The sequence below is a fragment of the Bacteroidota bacterium genome (genome assembly GCA_016195025.1).
Classification (GTDB): domain Bacteria; phylum Bacteroidota; class Bacteroidia; order Palsa-948; family Palsa-948; genus Palsa-948.
Map to the genome: position 1 here is coordinate 21,814 of JACQAL010000014.1, position 23,321 is coordinate 45,134.

18 protein-coding genes are annotated in these 23,321 nt (G+C 40.0%); 8 read left to right on the top strand and 10 right to left on the bottom strand.

Going from position 1 to position 23,321, the window contains the following annotated elements; translation table 11 throughout:
• Positions 1-19 precede the first annotated feature (19 nt).
• The 3 genes from HY063_02040 to HY063_02050 all read left to right on the top strand — a co-directional run bounded on the left by HY063_02040 (position 20) and on the right by HY063_02050 (position 6,273).
• Positions 20-2,341 (top strand): hypothetical protein, encoded by a 2,322-nt coding sequence (locus HY063_02040; protein MBI3500547.1) that lies wholly within the window; start codon positions 20-22, stop codon positions 2,339-2,341.
• A gap of 293 nt (positions 2,342-2,634) precedes the next feature.
• On the top strand, positions 2,635-2,994 hold the full coding sequence (locus HY063_02045; protein ID MBI3500548.1) for an aspartyl protease family protein: 360 nt from the start codon (positions 2,635-2,637) through the stop codon (positions 2,992-2,994).
• Positions 2,995-4,665: 1,671 nt separating this feature from the next.
• Entirely contained in the window at positions 4,666-6,273 is a 1,608-nt protein-coding gene (locus HY063_02050; protein MBI3500549.1) for a glycosyltransferase family 39 protein, read from the top strand.
• 12 nt (positions 6,274-6,285) lie between these two features.
• Here the strand turns inward: HY063_02050 and HY063_02055 are convergent, their stop codons facing one another.
• The 4 genes from HY063_02055 to HY063_02070 form a co-directional block, all read right to left on the bottom strand.
• A complete protein-coding gene (locus HY063_02055; protein MBI3500550.1) occupies positions 6,286-8,130 on the bottom strand; it encodes a hypothetical protein in 1,845 nt (614 codons plus the stop codon).
• Positions 8,127-9,725 (bottom strand): hypothetical protein, encoded by a 1,599-nt coding sequence (locus HY063_02060; protein ID MBI3500551.1) that lies wholly within the window; start codon positions 9,723-9,725, stop codon positions 8,127-8,129. The genes HY063_02055 and HY063_02060 overlap by 4 nt, the downstream gene beginning before the upstream one ends.
• 316 nt (positions 9,726-10,041) lie before the next feature.
• Positions 10,042-12,030, bottom strand: coding sequence for a hypothetical protein (locus HY063_02065; protein MBI3500552.1), 1,989 nt, complete (start codon positions 12,028-12,030; stop codon positions 10,042-10,044).
• A gap of 29 nt (positions 12,031-12,059) precedes the next feature.
• Positions 12,060-13,853 (bottom strand): ABC transporter ATP-binding protein, encoded by a 1,794-nt coding sequence (locus tag HY063_02070; protein MBI3500553.1) that lies wholly within the window; start codon positions 13,851-13,853, stop codon positions 12,060-12,062.
• 140 nt (positions 13,854-13,993) lie between these two features.
• On the opposite strand from HY063_02070, the gene atpG reads away from it, so the two are divergent.
• Complete coding sequence (gene atpG / locus HY063_02075; protein MBI3500554.1) at positions 13,994-14,881, top strand: ATP synthase F1 subunit gamma; 888 nt, start codon at positions 13,994-13,996, stop codon at positions 14,879-14,881.
• A gap of 74 nt (positions 14,882-14,955) precedes the next feature.
• Here the strand turns inward: atpG and HY063_02080 are convergent, their stop codons facing one another.
• Together HY063_02080 and purN are read right to left on the bottom strand one after the other, a co-directional pair.
• Positions 14,956-15,348 carry an energy transducer TonB gene (locus HY063_02080; GenBank protein ID MBI3500555.1) on the bottom strand — a complete coding sequence of 131 codons (393 nt, stop codon included), beginning with the start codon at positions 15,346-15,348 and terminating at the stop codon, positions 14,956-14,958.
• Positions 15,345-15,914 (bottom strand): phosphoribosylglycinamide formyltransferase, encoded by a 570-nt coding sequence (gene purN / locus HY063_02085; protein ID MBI3500556.1) that lies wholly within the window; start codon positions 15,912-15,914, stop codon positions 15,345-15,347. Before purN ends, HY063_02080 begins: the two co-directional genes overlap by 4 nt.
• Positions 15,915-16,000: 86 nt before the next feature.
• Between purN and HY063_02090 the strand changes: the two genes are divergently transcribed.
• From HY063_02090 to pheS, 4 genes are all read left to right on the top strand, one after another.
• On the top strand, positions 16,001-16,246 hold the full coding sequence (locus HY063_02090; protein MBI3500557.1) for an acyl carrier protein: 246 nt from the start codon (positions 16,001-16,003) through the stop codon (positions 16,244-16,246).
• 93 nt (positions 16,247-16,339) lie between these two features.
• Complete coding sequence (gene fabF / locus HY063_02095; GenBank protein ID MBI3500558.1) at positions 16,340-17,590, top strand: beta-ketoacyl-ACP synthase II; 1,251 nt, start codon at positions 16,340-16,342, stop codon at positions 17,588-17,590.
• 49 nt (positions 17,591-17,639) lie between these two features.
• Positions 17,640-18,368, top strand: a complete 729-nt coding sequence (locus HY063_02100) for a peptidylprolyl isomerase (protein MBI3500559.1) — start codon at positions 17,640-17,642, stop codon at positions 18,366-18,368.
• Between the two features lie 103 nt (positions 18,369-18,471).
• Positions 18,472-19,506, top strand: coding sequence for a phenylalanine--tRNA ligase subunit alpha (gene pheS, locus HY063_02105; GenBank protein ID MBI3500560.1), 1,035 nt, complete (start codon positions 18,472-18,474; stop codon positions 19,504-19,506).
• Here the strand turns inward: pheS and lnt are convergent.
• The 4 genes from lnt to rpsI all read right to left on the bottom strand — a co-directional run.
• The gene (gene lnt / locus HY063_02110; protein ID MBI3500561.1) at positions 19,495-21,081 is read right to left on the bottom strand and encodes an apolipoprotein N-acyltransferase; all 1,587 of its coding nucleotides are present in this window, start codon (positions 21,079-21,081) and stop codon (positions 19,495-19,497) included. The genes pheS and lnt overlap by 12 nt on opposite strands.
• A gap of 72 nt (positions 21,082-21,153) precedes the next feature.
• Positions 21,154-21,984, bottom strand: a complete 831-nt coding sequence (locus HY063_02115) for an elongation factor Ts (GenBank protein MBI3500562.1) — start codon at positions 21,982-21,984, stop codon at positions 21,154-21,156.
• Between the two features lie 27 nt (positions 21,985-22,011).
• On the bottom strand, positions 22,012-22,833 hold the full coding sequence (gene rpsB / locus HY063_02120; protein ID MBI3500563.1) for a 30S ribosomal protein S2: 822 nt from the start codon (positions 22,831-22,833) through the stop codon (positions 22,012-22,014).
• Positions 22,834-22,963: 130 nt separating this feature from the next.
• Positions 22,964-23,321 (bottom strand): 30S ribosomal protein S9 (gene rpsI, locus HY063_02125; GenBank protein ID MBI3500564.1); only part of this gene is annotated, 358 nt, incomplete at its 5' end.

The window sequence follows — 23,321 nt, forward strand, 5'->3', positions numbered from 1 at the left end:
CACAAATAACCCAACACCAATGAAAAAAATAATTTTACACTCCGCACTGTTACTCTCCGCCTTCTTTCTCCCTTTAGGGCAGGGGCTTCTTGCGCAGAACATTTCCGTTAATACATCTGGTGCTGCAAACAGTACGCTAAGCATGCTCGAAGTGCTGCAGATAAGCACTACTGCAAGTACAAAAGGATTACACATAGCGCACAGCGGAGCAATTGCCGGAACGGGTTATGGAATATGGGCGGAAAAAACAGGGGCATCCACAACAAATATTGCCGGCTATTTCAGTGCATCAGGCGCAACAAATAATTATGCGTTGATTGTTCCAAGCACCGGTGGAAGGGTAGGTTTTGGAACCATTACACCATTATATGGCGTACAGGTAGATAATACTGGCGATGTACCGTTTTTATTTTTTAATACAACATCGGGTGTAAATAAAAGAACAAGGATAAACTTTGGACAAACCGGCACACTGGGTATGGAAATAGGCAGTGACTATTCAATGAACAATACGAATGATTTATATTTCTATAACCGCGCAACAGGAGCCACAGGCGGATACATGAATCCAGGAACCAGTATTTGGTTTTCTGCTAGAAGCACTAGTGCTGACTTTTATATGACCAACGCGGGTAATACAGGAATCGGAACCATAACACCCGGCACAACAAAACTAGATGTGGTGGGTCCTGCAACCGGAAGCGGTATAACAATTTATGCAGATGGAGGCGGAGATATTGTTTCGGCAAGCGGTGGTTCACTTTTCTTTGATGGAAATTATAGTTATGCCGGAGGAAATTATATCAGGCCCATAGGAGGAGCAAACACTCAGGGCTTTTATACATCCGGCACTCAAAGAATGAGGATATTATCTGGCGGACAAATTTTAGTGAATAATACCGGAGCATCAACTTATGCGAGCGATTTATTTGAAGTGTTAGGCAACGCAACTTATCCGGATCCTGTAAATGGACTTACATCAGTCACCACAGGTACTGCGGTGTATGGTGAAAACACTGCTGCATCAGGAGGAAGTACGGGTGACGGTGTTGATGGATATACAGCACAGTACTCTGGTTATGGTATGTGGGGAGGAAATGGCAATGCAGGAGTTGCGGGTTCTTATAACGCAATAGGAATTCGAGGCGATAATACTGCCGCGGCAGTAGCGGGAGCAGGAGGTTCTGGTGTTGCAGGTTCATCAAGTCAGCCAACTAGTGCGGGGACAATAGGATGGAACTTTAATTCTACAGGAACAGGGCTTGTTGGTTTAGGAAACAATTTGGCCACAGCTACTTTTTTAACGGTCGGAAGCGGAGGTGCTTTCACAGGTAATCAGGTTGGGCTTTACGCAAATCAACCAACAGCCAGTAATACTCTTTCCGGTTCAGGATATAATAGCGGGAATTCTTATGATGGCGTATTGTGCGATGCGAATGTGTCTTCTTCTTCTTATCACTTCGGATTACATGGTACTCTTCAGGGTTCGGGTTCAACTCGTTCTGGTGCTGTTTTAGGTTACAAAGGTACTTCGGGCGAATGGGGGTCTATTGGTTATAGAACTTCTGGTAGTGCCAACTATTCTGGTTATTTTGTAGGCACTGCCATTGGTAATAATGTTGGCACAGGAAGAATGGCAAATTCTATTCCACAACAACGAACAAGTATGGGAATAGGTGTGTATGGTGATGTGGGAAGTTGGATAAGAGGAAATATTTATGGTCTGAATATTAAAGGTGAAAGATATAGTATGTATGTCGATGGAAAATCTTATACTAATGATGTGATTGCGCAATTAAATGATAATGGACCGGGTGCGGACAGAACTGTTTCTTATGTTCCTACTTCCACCAGCGTGGATGTGTATGCTAAAGGAACAGCAGCGCTTACTAATGGAAAAGCATTTGTAAGGTTCGACAGAAACTACAGTTCCATGGTTTCTTCAGAAGTTCCGGTAATTGTTACCGTAACACCTATGGGAAAAAGCAGCGGAGTGTATATTGAATCGGTAAGCGCAGAGGGATTCACCGTGGTTGAAAACAATAACGGAACATCCAATGTGCAATTATCATGGATTGCTGTAGGCACCAAAAAAGGATATGAAAAAGTTGAAACCCCAAAAGAACTGCTTTCTCCTGAATACGATTCCAACATGAACGAAGTTATGTTTAATGAAAATGATTTAGAGCATGCAGGAAAACCCATGTGGTGGGATGGCAGCAAATTAAGATTTGATGCTACTCCCCTAGAGCCAGTTGCTGTAAAAGATGAAAGCATTTACGGACACGCAACTCTAGCCCCTCCTCCGAGAAAACCATCTAAATCCGCAAGCAAGCAGTAAAGATTATTTCCAACGTACGCGTTAAGCTCTGCTTAGTGCGTGAGTAAAAACCAAAGCCCCTTGATTTTCCCCGCTGGCGCGCGTTTGCAACGCGTGTCAAGAGGTTTAGCATTTGTAATGCAAGCATAAAAAACCAAAGCCCTGTGCTCCGTAGGAGTGGCTATGCCACAAAATATGCGCGGGGTTTTTGTTTAAGAACTCACCCCAACCCTCCCGACAAATCGGGACAGGTCTCTTTAAAAAAGAGAGGGAGTAGAGAAAAAAAAGTTTATCTTTGTATAAAAAGAGAAAATATGGGTTCTACTATAAAACATTTTATTGTCAAAGAAAGCCGCAAGGCAAATAAAAAAATTCAAGTTGAGTTTTTAATTGATTCGGGCGCTGTGTATAGTTTAGTTCCGGCAGAGCAATTAAAAAAACTTGGCATTAAACCATATAAAACTCTTGATTTTGTTTTAGCAGACGGAAGCAAAATGACACGGCAGGTTGGTGATGCTTATTTTGAATATCAGGGAGAAGGCGGGTCAGCGCCTGTAATCTTTGGAGAAAAAGGCGATGAGCCGCTGCTCGGAGTTACCACGCTCGAAAGTTTAGGATTAGTATTGAATCCTTTTAAACGAGAGTTATATCCGATGCGAATGCTGATGGTGTAAATTTCCCGTACGCGCTCCGATGCATCGGAGTGCGGGAGTCCCGATTTTATCGGTCCGAAGGACTCTCGGAGGAGTCCCATCGGACTCCTTCGGAGGATACAGAGCCATAAAAAAATATAAAACCTCCCGTTTACTTGCAGGGAGAAGAAGCAGTGCGTTTTCGTTTATCGCGATTTCATTTAACGAGTAAGACATTGCTGCTTTACATACAACAAAACGCTTGTCAAACACTACTGATTTACTGGAAGTTAAAAAATGTTAAATAGGACGAATGCCCGTAATTCTCCTATGAGTTTTATGTTTTCTCCTATGAAGTTTCAGTTTTTATAGAGGAGGGGAATGAAAAAATAATTTCAGCGGAATAAAATTTTGAAAATAATTTTGGGAGATTCCTCATTTCTCCACCTATGGCGGATTCATTCGGAATGACATTTTTTGATTGATAAGGCGGGTGCGGACATTGGATTTTTTCTTTTTACAAAAATTTGCTTGTCCGCGCCAATTTTACTCTCTGATTTTAACCTGTCATTCCGAGCCGGGCGAGGAATCTCATTTTTGTTTCAGGTGAGCATAAAAAAATTCAGAAGTTTTTCCTTCGTTTTAGCTATGACAAATCAGCATTTCGTTTTCGTAGTGATTTTAAAGCATCCTGACAAAAACGGATACATCTTTCCTAAAAACGTTAATGATTTGTTACAAGACGTTTACATTTTGACGCAGGACGTTAAGATAAAGTGACAAGACGTTAATGTTTTTTAGCGGGACGTTAAGATAAAGTGACAAGACGTTAAGATAAAGTGACAAGATGATATCATCCCGTCACAAATTGTAACGATAAAGTGACAAGATGATATCATCCCGTCACAAATTGTAACGATAAAGTGACAAGATGATATCATCCCGTCACAAATTGTAACGATAAAGTGAAAGATTGTTTACGTTTTTTCCAAATGACAGAAATGTTGAAATTTGTGGCGGGCAAAAAATTTACTGTATCACAATCTTTTTCTCGTAAATGGCATCGTTGCTGGTGGCAACAACCGTGTAAATTCCGGGTAATAATTTTTGCTGGGGGTCAATAGCAATCACTTCTTTGTCATTGTAGATGATAGCGACTTTGGAATAGCATTCTCTTCCGAGAAAATCCCCCGTACGCGCCCGTACGCGCTAAGCTAGGAAAGTTCTCTCAAAAAACCACAAATTTCAAGGCAAAAAGAAATTTTTCAGAAATTAATGCGATTTTAATCTAAAACTCAAAGTGACGAAATCATATGGTTTAGTGAAGAAACCATCTGATTTAGTGACGGAACCTACTCATTCCTTCACTAAACGTACTGTTCCGGTAATCAAATGTTATTATTTAGTCGCTTTTTCATGTGGTTTCGTGAAGAAACGTTTTCTTTCGTTGAAGAAAAGGCGCGGTTGAATAAGCGAACCGTATCATTCATTCTCTCAACCAAATCATGTAGCAACAAAATCAAATCTTTTGTTAAAGAAAAGAATTGATTGCATGAAGGAATGCAGTGATTTGTTTGCCTTAACATATCATTTCACCTGAGAAACATTTCTTCCTGTTAAGAAAACATGCGGTTGCCTTAGCGAAACAGATATTCTTATTGCTTTATGCCATCTTCCTGGAGGCAATAATTTCCTTACTTTTATTTTTTTTACATGAAACAACTGCGTTTGTTTTTTACTGACCGCAATACTAAATACGGTGTTATTTTTATTCTGCTCTTTCTGTTGCTGTGCGGAATTTACCAGTATCATTTAATTCTTTTTTTTCGCCCGCAGGGGTTTCATCAGTGGAGGCAGACGATTGGGCTGTCCATTGCCTTGAATTATTATTCTAACGGCATGAACTTTTTTCTGCCGGAAGTTAATCATCTTTTAGCAGACGGAGGCAAAACAGGATATGCAGTTGCCGAATGCCCGCTGCTGTATTATTTATATGCGGTGTTATGGAAGATTTTTGGCGTTCGTGAATTTATTCCGCGCCTCATAAGTTTGCTGCTTGTCTTCGGAGGTTTATTTTCAGTTTATAAAATTGCGGCAAAGCGGCTCGGCATTTTTTGGAGCATGCTGCTGCCCTTATTCATTTTTACTTCTCCCGTTGCCGCGTATTACAGCATCAGTTTTCTTCCCGATAGTTCTGCCTTCGGAATTGCGCTCATAAGTTTATATTGCTTTGACCGCTTCAGGTCAACGCAGGAAAACAAATGGATGTATTTATTTTTTGCTTTATCGCTGCTTGCGGGACTTTTGAAAACCACTTCTGCCATGTTCTTCGCGGCTGTGTTTGTGGTTTTTCTGCTCGAGAAAACAAAAATAGTTTCGTTTGATAAAAAAATATTTAAAGGCGGCTACAAGGAATTTATTTTATTCTTTGTTGCGCTGGCAGGAATTGCTTCGTGGTATTTATGGGCAGCGCATTACAATGAAATTCATGATGCCCATATTTCTGATAGCCGGATTCTTCCTATATGGAGTTTAACCAAAGACGAAATACTTACTGTTATTCGCGATGTATATGAAATTAACTGGTACCAGTTTTTTTGCCCGCAAACTTCTTTTCTTTTTATTTTTCTCACAGCAGGAATATTTTTTCTTAAAAAGAATTCAGATTCTTTTTTATGGCTCCTTTCTCTCTTGCTGGTTGTGGGCGCAATTATTTACATCCTTCTCTGGTTTGCCGTTTGGGGAAGGCACGATTACTACATGTTCCCGCTGTTTCTTTCGCTGATAGTGCCGCTGATAACTTTTTGGGATTACCTGAAAAAAAATTTTCCATCTCTGCATGAATCCAGGGCATTAAAGATTCTTGTTTTCATTTTTTGGGGATATAATGTATGGTATTGCAGCAATAATGTGCGCCTGCGAAACGGAATTGGCGCGGGAGAGTTGGTTTTAACTTCCACTAATTTGGAAAAAGGATTCTGGGATTGGTATTCATGGGACCACAACACGAGAAGAAAAGCATACGAAACAATTGAATCGTATAACAGGGAAATCGGCATAATGCAGAATGATTTGGTGATTTCATTGCCCGATGAAAGCGTATGCATAACCCTTTACCTGATGAATCAGCGGGGATGGAATGAATACGGGGATTTCCGTTTTGAAAACCCAGGAATAAAAAACAAAATTGATTTGGGAGCGAAATACTTATTTGTTGGCGATTCTACGTTGCTGACTCATCCGAACATTCAGCCCTTCACACAGCATAAAATAGGGCAGTATGAAAATATTTCTGTTTATGATTTGAGGGCGTATAAATGATATTGTTTAGAATCATTTTTCGCGAAGAATTTCATATTTCAAATCATCAATAAAAATTTCTTTATCGGTATTCGGAAGCCAGACAAAAATTTTAACTGTATCGCTCTTGCTTCTTATTGCCGATGTCGGGATTTCCAATGAAATATTGCTCCATTTCCCGGGCGTTGATTCTACACAATAAAAATCCAAATCCTTATAGAAATATACGCCTGTGTCGCATGTAAAAGTAAGTGCGAGTAAATTCTCCTTTACACCAACTTCACTCTTTGAAAAAAATTTTACAGATGCCATTCTCTTTCCGGTAGTAGTATCCTTTAAAATTTCTTCTGCACGGAGAGAGAGAGCAGGAGAAAATGAATGCTGTTGATTTAATAGGAGAGAATATTTTCCGCTAGCAGCAACAGATGTTGAGTAAAAAGCATTTTCTTTTTCCACACTGTTTTCGAAATTTAATTCTTTAATTGTAGTATGCAAAAGCATTTTTTCATTTTCATATTCTGGAAGCCCCATGTGTGCGCTCTCAATATCAGGTTCTTTTAAGCATTGCCAAAAGGTTCCCGGCACATCTGTTTTCAGGAAAGAAAGCCAATAAGATTTTTTAGTCATTGAAGCGCAGGTGATATATCCATTCTCATATTGCCATTCCTGAAAAACATTTAAAGAAATTAAAAGTGTGGCAACTGTTAAAATCACTCCCCGCACAAGATTTTTTTTGCTGAGAAAGAAATTATAGCATGATGCCATCGTAATGGCAAGCAGGGAATAGATATCAATATAGGCGCGCAGACCGAATCCTCCATGCCACCACGCCCACCAGCAATGTAGTACATAAATAAAAATTACAAGTATGATTAAAATTGGCAATCGCATCTGTTTGATTTTTTCCTTCATTAAAAAAATCCCAATGATGCCGAACAACATTATTGGAGTATAAAGAAGCCATCCGTTTCTATATCCAAAAAGCCCTGCCATGATATGCGGGTTGTTGCAAAAAAATCTGTCGCCCGTGTATGAAAAGTAGAGCCATTCTCCTGTAATATATTTCCAGTAAATAAGCTGAGGAATTCCGGGGAGAATAAAACAAAGCAGAATAATAAATGCTTTCCCAAGATTATTTTTTAAGAGATGCAGTTTTTCTTTTGCAGAATGCAAATCAGTTATTCCGTACAACACAGGAAAGAGTATGAATAAAATCAAATTTGGCCGGATGATAACGAGTAATCCTCCTGTAAATCCTAATAAAGCAGATATTTTTTTTGTCGGATTAGAATGCCATTTGACCGTTGACCACAAAAACAAACAGGACACAAAAAATACATATGCATGTGCCATCAATGCCTCTGCAGTTGCATAATAAAGAAGATTTGTTCCGAAGAAGAGAGAAAAAATAACTAATGAAACTATTTTATCCGAAAAATAATTCAACAAAAGTTTTCTTAGAAAAATAAATCCGATGATAAGATATATTAATGTCCCGAATTGGAGAAAAACCTGATAGGGCACTGAAAACCCATCTTGCGGTTCGTTTGCAATTCCTGCATATAAATGCCCGAGAAAGAAAAAAGGCGCGTATAAAAAACTTACACCCATTGCCGTTTTAATTACTTTTCCTCCGTTATGCGCGGTCTCGGGCCAGAATTTCAGAACAAAAAAATTTGGATTCTTCTCAATAAAATGCATGGTAATGTCTTTATAAATAAAAACAGCCGGCAAATAATCATAATAGGAAACAACATCCCAGACAATAGGATTTTTATCCCAGCGCTTATTGGCAACGAAAGAAGAAACCCAGTACATTACAATCAGTAGAATGCAAACTTTGCTGAGAAGATTTTTCTTTGAAGAAAGAAGGTTCATTGGAATTCAATTTTAAAATCATCAACAAAGAATGTTTTCTTTGATTTATTCCAGACATAAAGTTTAATACTGTTTTCAGGGCTCACTAAATCGGCAGAAGGAATAAATTTTGTTTCAAATAGGTTCCATTCATTTTCTCTAGATGCATCCATTTTAATTTCTTTTCTTTCCCAAGATAAATTATTGCCGGCAGGATTATTTATCTCCATTACAAAAAACACATCGCTTAATTTTTGGGGAGAAAAAATTTTTAACTGAATTTTTATTTCCTGCAGGTCAGCATAATTTAATTTTTTATTAACCGTTGCGCTGAATTCATTTCTTTCGGAAAGTTTTGAACTAAATTTTCCCGATGAAGATTTTTCCTGCGTGAGTGTATTTTCGTTATCAAGTTCCCCCCTTTGCTCCATATCAAAAAATTCAACATAGGTTTTTTTAGTTTTATGTATTCTTTCCCTGCTGAATACATAAACTGCAAATTTATTTCCCCCCAGCACAGTGAATTCTTCTTTTGGCTTAAATACTTTCAGCAAACTGAAATTTGTATCGTTCATAATTGTATCCAGCGGAATTCTGGCTTCGTTTGCACCATAATGAGCGTCCCACACAATCAATGATTTTTCCGGTACGGTTGTAATTCCCCATTTCTTTATTGCGGGATACAATGACCACAATTCAACTACTCTATTAGTATCGAATACGTCAAGCGAAAGTACATGACCAAGGAACGGATGCAGGTAATATATCCTCTGGGTTTTATACTTAGAATTTTTAATCCATTCTCCCGCTTTTTTTATTACCATTTGTTCGCCTTCAATCCTATAAGGAAAATAATATTGTCTGAATGGAACGCAGATAACTATCGCCATGAAAGCGCAAACAGCAATTAATTTCACTTTTGATTTTTTAAAAGGAGAAAAAATGAAGTTTAATCCTCGCAGTCCAACAAGAGCCGCTACCGGAATAATGCCCGCCATTACGCGAATTAACCCGAGCGAACCCGCAATGCCTTTCCACCAAAAAACAGAATGCGCTACAAAAACAATTACAAACGATCCGTAAATAAGAAAAGATTCTTCAGCAAAGAAATTTTTTTCACGAGCTGTATTTTGTGATTTCAGGAAAAACAACCGATAAAAGAAATAAACGATGCCGCAAAGAAGCACCAATGTTAGCGGCTTGCCGAAAATTTCATCATAGTTGTTTACAAAATGTAAAAGTTCTCCATGGCCATATAGGTCGCTGTTTTGTCCAGTATACGGATTTTGGTTTTTTATCCAGAAAAGGTCATGATAATAAAAATATCCAATAATAGAAAATGCAATGGTTCCAAAAGCAAGGAAAGGGAACATGAAAATTTTTCTTCTGTAAATTAAAACAATAAAAAAAAATGGCAGTATCAAATATCCTTCTGAACGCACATAAGGCAAAAATGAAACTAACATGGCGGATAGAAAAAAACTTTCTTCAAAAGTTAAATAAACAGCAAGCATTAATACAAAACCGAAAAAGGGTTCGGTCAAACCGCTGTTCATGGTTGGAAAATAAATAGATGAAAAAAGCAATAAGAAAATTACGGCAAGAGGAATTTTCATCTTCAGTTTTTTTGCTGTCAGGTAGCATAGCAATGAAGAAAATATTCCACACAGAATATTAAAAACATTTATTCCTAACAAGCCGAACTGTGAAAACGGGGAACTTATTAAGGTGAAAAAAGGTTTTCCCCAACTATAAAGGAATAATTGCGGATGTTTCCATGAATACCGCGATACCATATAATGCCTTAACCCATCCCCCGAATCAAAAGTTCCTTCAGAAAAATATGCTATAACAAAAAAGAAAATAAAAAGCACAATGAAGAGCGAAGTCAGCAAAATCTGTTCGCTTATTTTATCCCGTATGGAAAAAACCTTACTCAATGGTCAATTCGTATAATTCCCCCATAATATCTCTCTTCGGAAACGGAATATATTCCTGTTTGAAAGGAATAGGCGGCCACCATTCCGATAAATGATATTCCTGCGTAATCACAGCAATCATCTGATTGTTCGGAATGGAAGTAATATCCTGCGCCATGTAGCCAACCACGCGCAATTTATTTTTTTCAGGACCAATCCGCCAGATAATATAATTGGGCGTCCATTCAAACTGGTAATAATAATACGGGCTTTTAAAAAGTTCATCATCTTTTGCGGGCGTGCGCGTGGTGAGCGCCTGGTAGCCGTTATCCCACCGGAATATTTCATACTTGGTGCTGTCAAAGTGAACGGAATCCAAACCAACGGTATACCATCGGCAATCTTTGCAAGTCATGTCCCAGTTGGTACAGGCAACAACAATGTCATCGGTTTTCTGCGCGTCCTCAACATATAAATCAGGATTTACTTTATAATATTCATTCGGCCAATAGCGGCTTGTCTTCACCAGTTCAAAATCAATTTCCGAATAATATGTTTGCGGAGAACGGGGCGCATCATTTCGTCCATCTCCTTTTTTGGTGTAACCGCTGTTGCAGGTTCTGCGGTAATTCCATTTTCCTTCATCCTGAAATAAAAGCCAGAAAGCATTCGTTAAACCATCCCACACATTGTATTTATTAATGAGTTCCGGAAATTTTATTTTGGCGGTGATTTTTCCATAGGTAAAACCAATTCTTGATTTAATTCCCATGTTTGATTTATGCGCGTCAGATAAATTTTTATTGCCCGGGTTTATTATTTCAATTGCTTTTTTATTTTCATCGTACCGAACATTCGCGCAGGGATTTTCTGTATTGCGGATGAAATCTTTTTTTAAAGCAGTACTTGAAAATTTTTTTTCTGCCTGCTGATATTCTTCCAGCGTGTAACTTGAATCATTCACATCTTTAAGCAGGGGAATGGTGTTCATCGGAAATTTTATTGCCGTAGTAAAAAACTGGGCGAACTGCGCATTCATGTATAAATCCTTATTCCATCCGCAACTTCCTTCAGCAGGAATTTTTCCTGCGCCCGGATATTCCAGCCCATCGGCATAAATTCCTGAAGCAAGATTCAGCGAAGCATTCACCGTAACAAAATTTGAATCGAGAAAAACTTTTGTATCGGGAAAAGAATCTTTATTTATTTTATCTGAGAAAAACCAATAGGGAGAAATAAAATTTCCATCGGGAGAAGTTTGATTGATATGCTGAATGCAGGAAGGAATTTTTTTCAGGTCAGTTTCAGAAGTAACAACAATCATCAAACTGTATTTTCCCATTCTCGGATTTCTTTTCCAGCGGTTATTTTCTTCTGACTTGGAATCATTATTTTTCAAACTCCATTTTGCATCAAGAATTAATTGTTCGTCAATACTCAGTTTATTTTGTTTTGCCTTAGCAACAATGGAGGCATACCATTCTTTTGTGGCTTTAATATTTTTTACCGTCTTATGAATGCTGTCTTCATTAGAAAAAGATTTTTCAAACGGCTGCCCGAAATATTTTTTTTCATTGCGCGGATTGCCGATAATTTTTATAGAGTCCGTAATTTTTTCCTCAATGGAGGAAACAGATTTAAATCCCGTCACCGTATCTTCCCATGAACCGTAAAAATTTTCAGAAGCCAGAGGGTTATGAAGTTTTGTCGTGTCTTTATTCTCGGGGAACTTATAACTTTCATTCTGATAATAAATTTTATAAAAATATTTTTTGCTTCTGTTTCCTTTAACATCAAAGGAAATTTTAAAATTCCCGGAAGGAATCTGCCTCTTCGTTGGAATTTCTATTCCCCTGTAAAGGGCTTCCGTTAAATCTGCCTGCATAATATGATTGGTGAATTTCCCAAAATCATATTCTACATTCATGATTTCAGTTTTCCGGCAGGAAGAAAAAGAAATAATAATAAATGAAAAAGTTATAAGGCGGCAGAAAAGTTTCACTGTAAAAATTTTGTAAATGTAAAGTAAAATTAAACCCGCTCTTTCTCTTCCATTCGCCTGCGGATATCTTCCAGTTCTCCTTTGGGAATTGCGCTGATGAGCCGCTGGGTATATTCGGTTTTAGGATTTGCATAAATGGAATCCGATTCTCCCATTTCCACAATTTTTCCCTGCTCCATCACCAGCATGCGGTCGCTCATGAATTTTGCCACCGATAAATCATGCGTAATGAAAATATAAGTAAACAAAAATTCTTTTTGCAACTGCCGGAGAAGATTCAGCACTTGCGCCTGAATAGATACATCGAGCGCGGAAACGGACTCATCGCAAATAATAAAGCGCGGATTGAGTGCCAGCGCGCGCGCAATGCAAATGCGCTGCCGCTGCCCGCCCGAAAATTCATGCGGGTAGCGGTAAAAATGCGATTCGTCCATGTTTACTTTTTTCAGAAGTTCTATTGCCCAGTTTTTTCTTTCCCAATCGGAATGATAAAGTTTATGCACGTGCATGGGTTCGGTAATGGCTTCGCCAATGGTGATGCGGGGATTCAAAGAAGAGTAGGGGTCCTGAAAAATAATCTGCATGTGCCTGCGCAGCGGGCGCAGTTGGTTGATGGATAATTCCATTATGTTTTTTCCTTCAAATGAAATTTCTCCTTCGGAAGGTTCTATTAACCGCAGAATAGTTCTGCCGAGCGTGGTTTTTCCGCAGCCGGATTCTCCCACGAGACCGAGCGTTTCACCCGGGTAAACATCGAACGAAACATCGTCCACTGCTTTCACAAATTCTTTCGAGCGTCCGAAAATTCCTTTGCGTACGGGAAAATATTTTTTCAGATGTTTTATTTCGAGAATCGGCTTCTGAGAATAAATTTCTTTATGCCTGTTTTCGCGCTCGCGCCTCGATATAATTAATTTGCTGGTCACTTGCTCAATGGTGAACTGGCTTTCGGTGAGTGTTCCGTCTTCGCGCGTTAACATGAAATCAGAAATCGTAGGCAGCCAATGATACCTTCTGTTCAGAGGAGGGCGGCAGGCAAGCAGCCCTTTTGTGTAAGGATGCTGCGGGTTGGCAAAAATTTTCCAAACACTTCCTTCTTCCACAATTCTTCCCTTGTACATTACAATCACGCGGTCGGCAAGTTCGGCAATCACGCCAAGGTCATGCGTGATGAACATGATAGACACATCGCGTTCGCGCTGAAGTTTTTTCAGCAGTTCCAAAATGGTGTGTTCAACGGTTACATCGAGCGCTGTGGTGGGTTCATCGGCTATGAGAATTGCAGGGTTGCAGGAAATTGCCATGGCAATCATGATGCGTTGGCGCTGCCCGCCCGAAAGTTGATGCGGGTAAGTAGCATACATTTCTTCGGGACGGGGCAACTGCACTTCGCGAAAAAGTTCAATTGTTTTTTGTTTGGCGGTTTTTAGCGTGCACTTTTGGTGAAGGAGAATGGCTTCCGCCACCTGGTCTCCGCAACTGTAAACCGGGTTGAGCGAAGTCATTGGCTCCTGAAATATCATCGCGATTTCGTTTCCGCGATAGAGGCGCAGTTGTTCTTCGGGAATACTTGCCAAATCAACCGCTCCGTGCTTCTTGCTGTGATAAATCATTTCTCCGCCAGTAATTTTTCCTGGCGGACTTTTTATCAAATGCATGATTGAAAGTGCTGTCACTGATTTTCCCGTGCCCGATTCTCCGACAATGCCAAGAATTTCTCCTTTGTGAAGCATGAAAGAAATTCCGTTCACCGCGCGCACGGTTTCATCTTCCGTGCGGAATTCGGTAACAAGATTTTTTACTTCGAGTAATCTGGGTCCCATAATGGGGCGAAGACGCAATTGAATGTTGGCTAATTTACATTTTATCTTGTTAACAAAAACGGATTGGCAATTCTTTTTATCTTCGCTCGCCTTTTAAATTTAATTTATAATCTATAATTTTTAATTCATAATTTCCTGCTATGCCGAGTTTAAAAGAAGTCCGCACGAGAATTGCTTCCACCATTTCCACGCAGCAAATCACCAGCGCCATGAAAATGGTGAGCGCTGCCAAACTCAAGCGCGCGCAGGATGCCATTCTTCAACTTCGACCGTATGCGGCAAAACTGAAAAGCATTCTTGAAAATGTTACCTCTTCATCGGGCGGAGCCTCCGGTGGAGTTTTTGCAAAAGAAAGGTCGGTGAAAAATGTTTTGCTGGTGGCAATTACTTCCAACCGCGGGCTATGCGGGGCATTCAATTCAAATGTTATTAAAACTGCAAACCGGCTGATACGCGAAGAATACAAAGGAACAAAGGTGAGCGTGATTTCCATCGGCAGAAAAGCAAATGACTATTTTAAAAAAACCGAATACGGAATTGTGGGCTCGGATTTGCCGCGGGGATTGAATGAACTTTTCGACCACCTGACTTTTGAAAAAGTGCTGCCTGTTGCCGAAACCATTATGAAACGTTTTTCTGAAGGACAATTCGACAAAGTGGAATTAATTTATAACCAGTTTAAAAATGCCGCTTCGCAAATGATTTCGGTGGAGCAATTTCTTCCGGTGGCAAAACCTGCTCAGGAAAAACAAGAAAAACAAGTTTCGGTAGATTATATTTATGAACCTTCGCAGGAAGAAATCATAAAAGATTTAATTCCCAATGCGCTGAAAACACAACTCTACAAAGCGCTGCGCGATTCGCTTGCATCAGAGCATGGCGCGCGCATGACGGCAATGCATAAAGCCACCGACAATGCAGGAGAAATTCTTCGCGACCTTCGCCTTACTTACAACAAAGCCCGCCAGGCAACCATCACAAAAGAAATTCTGGAAATTGTTGGCGGAGCGGAAGCATTGAAGAACTAAGAAGTAAGATTTTAGAAGTGAGAAGTGAAATGCGGTATTTACTTTTAACTTCTCACTTTCAACTTTTCACTTTTTCAATGCGCCTTCACCGGAAAATCCATTATCAGGTTTGATTTCACCTTCACGCCCATTGTTACACCCGGAGCGAATTTTAATTTCTCCAAAAGTTTTTTTACTTCATTGCCAACTCCCGAGCCAACATCGCTGAGGATTTTTATATTTTTTATGGTACTGTCGGGCATCACATCAAAACTTAATTCCACCGTTCCTTCAATATATTTTTTCTTTGCCTCTTCGGAATATTTTGTGTTGTACAAAACATAGTTATATAATTCCTGTTCGCCTTTGGGATAATGCGCTTCCTGCGATGAAGTCACCGTCATATTTTGTTTATCGGAAGAAGAACTGCTTTGAGAAAAGCAATAAGAAGAAAACAGCAGGCAGAAAAGAGAAAAGAATTTTTTCATGATTTGTTTTTTAAAAGTTGTTCAATCGTTTTCGGGTACCACGCATGCTCGAGTTGATGAATTTTTTTTGCCAGCGATTCGGAAGTTTCATTTTTCTCCACTTCGCATTTCTTTTGTAAAATAATTTCTCCTTCATCGTAATGCTCGTTCAGAAAATGAATTGTGATGCCGCTTTCCTTTTCTCCTGCGTCAATCACCGCTTTGTGAACGTTCAATCCATACATTCCTTTGCCTCCAAATTTAGGAAGAAGCGCGGGATGAATATTTACAATCTTATTTGGAAATGCGTGAAGGATGCTATCGGGAATTTTCCACAGAAAGCCGGCACAAATAATCAAATCAATTTTTTCGTCCTGTAATTTTTTCAGCAAATGATTCTCGTTAGAAAATCCTTCCTTATTAATAAGGAAGGATGGAATATTGCTTTGCCGGGCGCGGTTCAAAACATTTGCTTTGGGGTTATTGCAAACAATTAAACTTATTTTTACCTTACTTCCCCTGAAATAATCAATAATATGCTGAGCATTAGTGCCTTCTCCCGAAGCGAAAATCGCAAGCCGTTTCATATATAAGAAGTAAACCTACTAAAATTCTTTTTTGCCGTTAAAACGGAACTTATATCTTTGCCGGACAATTTCAAAATCTCATTCAAATGACAAAAGTAGCAGACATTGACGCAAAAGTTAAAGCCATCATTGCCGACAAACTCGGAGTGGATGAAAAAGAAATTACTCCGCAGGCAAGTTTTACCAATGACCTTGGCGCTGATTCGCTCGATACCGTTGAACTCATCATGGAGTTTGAAAAGGAATTCAACATTGCAATTCCTGACGAGCAGGCAGAAAAAATCAGTACCGTTGGCGAAGCCATCGAGTATATTAAGAAGAACATTAAATAATTTTTCTTTTTGAAGATAAACCTGAAAGTCAAAAGTCAGAAGTGTGCATTATCTTTTGGCTTTTGACTTTTGGCATTTATCAGCATTGCTGAAATGGAATTAAAACGGGTTGTCATAACAGGCATTGGCGCAGTTACTCCGCTCGGGAATAATGTTTCCGATTATTGGAATGCATTAGTGAACGGAGTCAGCGGTGCTGCGCGCATTAGTCGGTTCAATCCCGAAAAATTCAAAACACAGTTTGCCTGCGAAGTAAAAAATTTCAAAGCCGAAGAACATTTCGACCGCAAAGAAGCCCGCAAGCTCGATCCGTATTCTCACTATGGAATTGTTGCCGCAACGCAGGCATTTAACGATTCGGGATTGGATAAAGAAAAAATAAATCTTGACCGCTGCGGAGTTATCTGGGGTTCAGGCATTGGCGGGCTTGAAACTTTTCAGCAGGAAGTTTCCGGTTTTGCGAAAGGCGATGGCACTCCGCGCTTCAATCCGTTCTTCATTCCAAAAATGATTGCGGATATTTGTGCGGGACATATTTCTATTCTCTACAGTTTTCGCGGACCAAACTATACCACTTGTTCCGCCTGCGCATCTTCCACCAACGCAATGATTGACGCGTTCAATTATATCCGCCTTGGAAAAGCCGATGTGTTTATCACAGGCGGTTCCGAAGCGGCAGTGAATGAATCAGGCGTTGGAGGATTTAACGCAATGCACGCGCTCTCGGTGCGAAATGATTCTCCGCAAACGGCTTCGCGTCCGTTCGATAAAGACCGTGATGGATTTGTTTTAGGCGAAGGCGCAGGCGCGTTGATTCTCGAAGAACTTGAACACGCAAAAGCGCGCGGTGCAAAAATTTATGCCGAAGTTGCCGGAGGAGGAATGACTGCCGATGCGCATCACATCACTGCTCCGCATCCCGAAGGTTTGGGTGCGCTCAACGTAATGCGAAACGCCTTGAGCGATGCAAATATGAAACCGGATGAAATAGATTACATCAACGTTCACGGAACTTCCACTCCGCTTGGCGACATTGCCGAATCAAAAGCCATCAAAGGAGTTTTTGGCGAGAGCGCATATAAATTAAATATCTCTTCCACGAAATCAATGACCGGGCATTTGCTCGGAGCGGCAGGAGCAATCGAAGCCATTGCTTCCATTCTTGCTGTGAAAAATGATATTGTTCCTCCTACAATAAATCATTTCACCGATGACCCTGAGTTTGATACGAAACTAAATTTCACTTTCAACAAAGCGCAGAAAAGAATTGTTCGTGCAGCTTTGAGCAACACCTTTGGTTTTGGCGGGCATAATGCTTCGGTGATTGTGAAAAAATTCCAGTAAGAAATTCTTGCTGCAAGATTCCAAAATTCATTGTAGTTTCGCTTTCTCTATGAGAAAATTTATTTTAAAATATTCTTTGGCTGTTTTTTCCATCTGCCATTTGCCATCTTGCATTTTACATGCTCAAGATTCCACCCGCCTCATTCTCATCGAAACTTCCTATGGAAATATTAAACTTAAACTTTACAATGAAACTTCTCTTCATCGGGATAATTTTTTAAAGTTAATCGGAAAACATTTTTACGATTCTCTTTTGTTTCACCGCGTGATAAATACATTTATGATTCAAGGCGGTGATCCGGATTCAAAAAATGCTCCGCCTGAAAAAATGCTGGGCGATGGCGATGCGGGCTATTTAATCCCTGCTGAGTTCAATCAAAAACTTTTTCATAAACGCGGAGCGCTTGCTGCCGCGCGTGATGGCGATGAAGTGAATCCGGAGCAAAAATCATCCGGCTGCCAGTTTTACATTGTGCAGGGAAGAATTTTTACCGATAGTTTGCTCGACCTCGTGGAAAAAAGAATTACGCACATGAAAGCATATAATAATGTGGTGAAAAAACCGGAGAACAAAAAACTTCTGGAGAAATACTGGCAGTTCATGCAGCAGCAAAATCCTGACAGCATGTTCGCGGCAAAGAAAAAAATTGACGCTCTCACCGAAGAAGAATTTGCAAAACTTCCTCGTATAAATTTTCTCAAGAACAAAGAAATGCATACAAAACCATTGGCGGAGCTCCACACCTGGATGGAAGCTACACGGTGTTCGGAGAAGTAATTGAAGGAATGGATGTGGTGGATAAAATTGCTTCTGTTCCAAGAAACAGAATGGACAGACCATTGACTGATGTAAGAATGAGAATTTCTATTATCAAATAATTATGCGGGATAGAATTGATAAGTTACTTTCTGAAATTGAAGAATTGGAAATAAAATCCAAAGAGCATCTGGAAGAATTTCGTTTGAAGTATCTGGCGAAGAAAGGAATTCTTGCTGCGATGTTTGATGATTTCAAAAATGTGGCAGTGGAAGAGAGAAAAGAAGTAGGGAAAAGATTAAATGAACTGAAAACAAAAGTTCAGGATAGATTCAACCAGCTCAAAGAAAAATTTGAAAGCACGGAAGAAACTTCTTCCGAAACAGATTTGACAAAACCTGCCGAACCGATTTATTTCGGTTCGCGCCACCCGATTTCCATAGTGAGAAATCAGATTGTAGAAATTTTTTCTAGAATTGGTTTTACTGTGAAAGAGGATAGAGAAATTGAAGATGACTGGCATAATTTTTCCGCGCTCAATTTGCCCGAAGACCATCCGGCAAGAGATATGCAGGATACATTCTTCGTGAAATTCCAAAATCCAAATAACAAATCCCAAATCGTTCTGCGTACGCACACTTCTTCAGTTCAAATCCGCGTGATGGAAAATTCACAGCCGCCCATCCGAAGTATTTTTCCAGGAAGAGTTTACCGCAAGGAAAATATTTCCGCGCGCGCGCATTGTTTTTTTCACCAGGCGGAAGGATTATATGTAGATGAAACTGTTTCGTTCGCGGATTTGAAGCAAACGCTTTTATACTTTGCTCAGGAAATGTTTGGAGAGAATACAAAAATTCGTTTGCGCCCTTCTTATTTTCCGTTCACCGAGCCGAGTGCGGAAGTGGACGTGACCTGTTTCATCTGCGGAGGAAAGGGCTGCAACATTTGCAAAGGCAGCGGCTGGGTGGAAATTCTCGGATGCGGAATGGTGCACCCGAAAGTTTTAGAGAATTGCAAAATAGATTCCAAGAAGTTTACAGGCTTCGCTTTCGGAATGGGAATTGAACGCATTGCTATGCTCAAATATCAAATCAATGACATCCGTTTGTTTTATGAAAATGATATTCGCTTTCTGGAGCAGTTTAAATCAGCGCTTTAGAAATCTGGCAGCAAGAGTAAAACAGAGAATCAATCCTGAAAGGTAAAAGCAAACTCTTCCGATAATATCTCCAAACTTTGTGTAAAAAGTTTTTTCAGAATTGCTGTTGATGCTTGCCTTAATAACTGCCGGCTTCCACCATTCTGTTTCCTGTGAAAAATCTCCGCGCTCGTTGATGAAGCAGGAAATTCCCGTATTCGCGGAACGCGCAATGCTTCTTCGCGACTCAATCGCGCGCAATCTTCCATAGAGCAAATGCTGTTTATATCCTGGCGTATCTCTCCACCAGCCATCATTCGTGATAATGAAAATTAATGCTGCTCCATTCTTAATGTAATCGCCAACATATTCTCCATAGATGGATTCGTAGCAAACAACAGGCGCAATTCCTTCTTTGCCTGTGAAAACAGTTCTTTCATCCTGCGTTCCCAAACTTCCGGACATTCCTCCCAAATCAATGGCAAGTTTTCCAAGAAATCCGAACACGGCAGGATACGGCATTCGTTCCACACCCGGAACTAATTTTGACTTGTGATAAATTTGAATTTTGTTTGAACTGTCAATTTGCAAGGCCGTATTGTATGCATCGTAATAGCCATCCTCTTGTTTGAACTTGCGCGCGGTGACAGAAAGTTTTTCTCCTTCCTTATATAAATACCAGGTGGAAGCGCCCGTAATGATTTTTAATTTCGGATACGGTTTCAAAAACTCTTTCAGAATTTTTATGCTTGCTGTTTGCTCCAAATCATTTTCCCAGATTTCTTCAGTGAGAGCGGTTTCGGGAAAAACTAAATAATCTGTAGTTGAATCTATTTTTTCTTTTGCAAGCGCGAGCATTTTATTCAACTGCTCTTCGAAATTCATCCCGCTGAACTTTTCGCTGTACGGGTCAATGTTCGGCTGAACACAAACAATGTTTACTGGATTTTCTTTTTCTTTGTATGAGTAATAAATAAAATAAGAAATAACAATTGGAATTAGAATCGCTGGAACAATCACAAAAACTTTTTTGGGTTTGCCATTCAGCCATTCGAAGAAAAATAAATTCAGAGCAAGCACCCATAAACTTCCTCCGGGAACTCCGGTGAATTCATACCACTGAATCCATGTATGGTTTTTTGCAAAAGCATTTCCAAGTGTGAGCCAGGGCCAGGTTAAATCCCAGCGGTGGTGAAAATATTCAAATGCAATCCAGGAAATTACAAACAGCCAGTTGGCAGTAGCCAGTTGGCAGTAGGCGGATTTTAACAGTCGTCTTTTTACTATATGAAAAATCCAGAAGACCATCGCCATTAAAAAAGAGTTGGCGAGAATTGCCATTGCCGCTCCGCCCAGTGAAGCATTGTAAACCCACCACGTGCTAGAAATATTCCAGATGAAAAAAGTTAGATAGGAAAGTCCGAACAATAAAGTCCTTCTTGCTGTTGTTTGTCCTGAGGAAAACGCGTGTTCAATTTTCAGGAGGGGAACAAATGCAAAAAATAAAATCACCGGGAAACCAAACGGAGGCCAGGCAAGAAAAAATAAAATTCCGCTGAGAAGGGAAAGAAGAAAAAGTTTTTTTCTGGAAATCACAGAACGAATGTAGCGAAATAAAAAATCCCACCTGAAACCAGATGGGATTTGAAGTGTTATAGTTTGTTAAAATTACCCGAGAGCAATTCTTTTGAAAGCAACAACCTTTGCCTCTTTATCCGCTTCTGCCAGATACTGCGCAACGGTTTTTTTTGCTTCGCGGATATATTCCTGATTTAACAAGGTTGACTCGGAATAAAACTTATTGAGTTTTCCCTGCGCGATTTTGTCAATCATATTTTCCGGCTTGCCTTCTTTGCGTGCAAGTTCGCGTCCGATTTCCAGTTCGCGGTCAATGATTTCCTGCGAAACATCATTTTTATCTATGGAAACAGGCGCCATTGCTGCAACCTGCATCGCAATGTTTCTTCCGACTTCTTCAGAAATATTTTTCGTGAAGCCAATAATCACTGCCAATTTATTTCCGGGATGAATGTAAGAAGCAACTTTCTCTGTAGAAATTGTTTCATAGCGGGAAACGTCTAACTTCTCTCCGATTTTTCCAACGAGTTCGCTGAGTTTATCGTTCATGGAAAGATTTCCTTCGTAAGAAAGTGTTTTCAGCACATCAACATTGTCCGGAAATTTTTCCAGCGCGATGGTTGCCACTTTTTCTACAAACGCTGCGAACTCCTGGTTGCGCGCCACAAAATCTGTTTCTGAATTCACGGAAACTAAAATTCCTTTTTTACCGTCTGCCGAAACTTTTGCAAGAACAATTCCTTCTTTCGCTTCGCGCTCGGCACGGCTTGCTGCAACTTTTTGTCCTTTCTTGCGGAGGATTTCAATTGCTTTGTCATAGTCGCCTCCTGCTTCGGTTAATGCTTTTTTACAATCCATCATCCCTGTGCCTGTAATCTGGCGAAGGCGGTTCACATCGGCTGCTGATATTGTTGCTGTCATTGTCATAGCTAAAAAAATTTCTACTTATTATTTTATTTTCCCTTCTTCTTCCATCGTAAGTTTCTTCTCAATCTTTTTCACTTTTTCTTCTCTTTCTTTTTGTTCTTCTTCAGCTGCGGCTTCAATCATTGATTTTTCTTTGTCGCCCGAATCTTTGTCTGCTTTTCTTTCTGCCAAACCTTCTTCAATAGCTTTTGTGATTACGCCAACAATGAGTTCAACGGAAGTTGCCGCGTCATCATTAGCCGGAATCGGGAACTCAACCACATTCGGGTCAGAATTTGTATCTACGATTGCGAATGTGGGAATGTTCAACCGTTTTGCTTCCGCAACCGCGATGTGTTCAATGTTCACATCCACTACGAAAAGTGCAGCGGGAAGGCGAGTCAAATCTGCAATGCTTCCAAACAAAGTTTGAAGTTTGTCGCGGTGACGGCTCAGCATTAATCGTTCTTTCTTATTCATTGAATCCATTGTGCCGTCTGTTTTCATTCGGTCAATGGTTGCCATTTCGCGGATGCTTCTGCGAATGGTTACAAAGTTTGTGAGCATTCCACCGGGCCAGCGCTCGGTAACAAAAGGCATGTTCACGCTTTTTGCTTTTTCGGCAACTGCGTGCTTGATTTGTTTTTTTGTTGCAACGAAAAGAATTTTTCTTCCGCTCTTTGCAATTTGCTTGAGAGCAGCAGCGGCTTCTTCAAGTTTCGCTTGAGTTTTGTTCAGGTCGATGATGTGAATGCTGTTTTTGTCTCCGAAAATATAAGGAGCCATTGCAGGATTCCATTTGCGGGTGAGGTGCCCGTAGTGTGCGCCTGCATTCAGAAGTTCGTCAAAAGTTACGCGTGACATTTATTGTTTGATTAAGTTTATTTTTTATGAGAGAATTTTGTTTTCAAAGTTTTATTTCGGAAGGTTGGATGGTTGGAATGATGGATGGCTGTAAAGACAAACATCCAATATTCCATTCTTCCATTGTATATTAACGTTTAGTGAACTGGAATCGTTTGCGTGCTTTTTTCTGTCCGGGTTTTTTGCGTTCCACTTTGCGCATATCGCGGGTCATCATTCCATCTGCGCGAAGCAATTTTTTTGTTTCGGGATTGGAATCAATCTTCACCATAGCTCTTGCTATTGCAAGGCGAATGGCCTCTGACTGGCCGGTGATTCCTCCACCTTCAACAATAATATCAATATCATATTTATTCAGGCAATCCAGTTTAACAAGCGGCTGAGTTACCTTAGCATGCAAAACCATTGAAGGAGAATATTGCTTTGATTCTTTATTATTGATAAGAATTTTTCCGCTGCCTTTTGTTACGAGCGCGCGGGCGATGGAG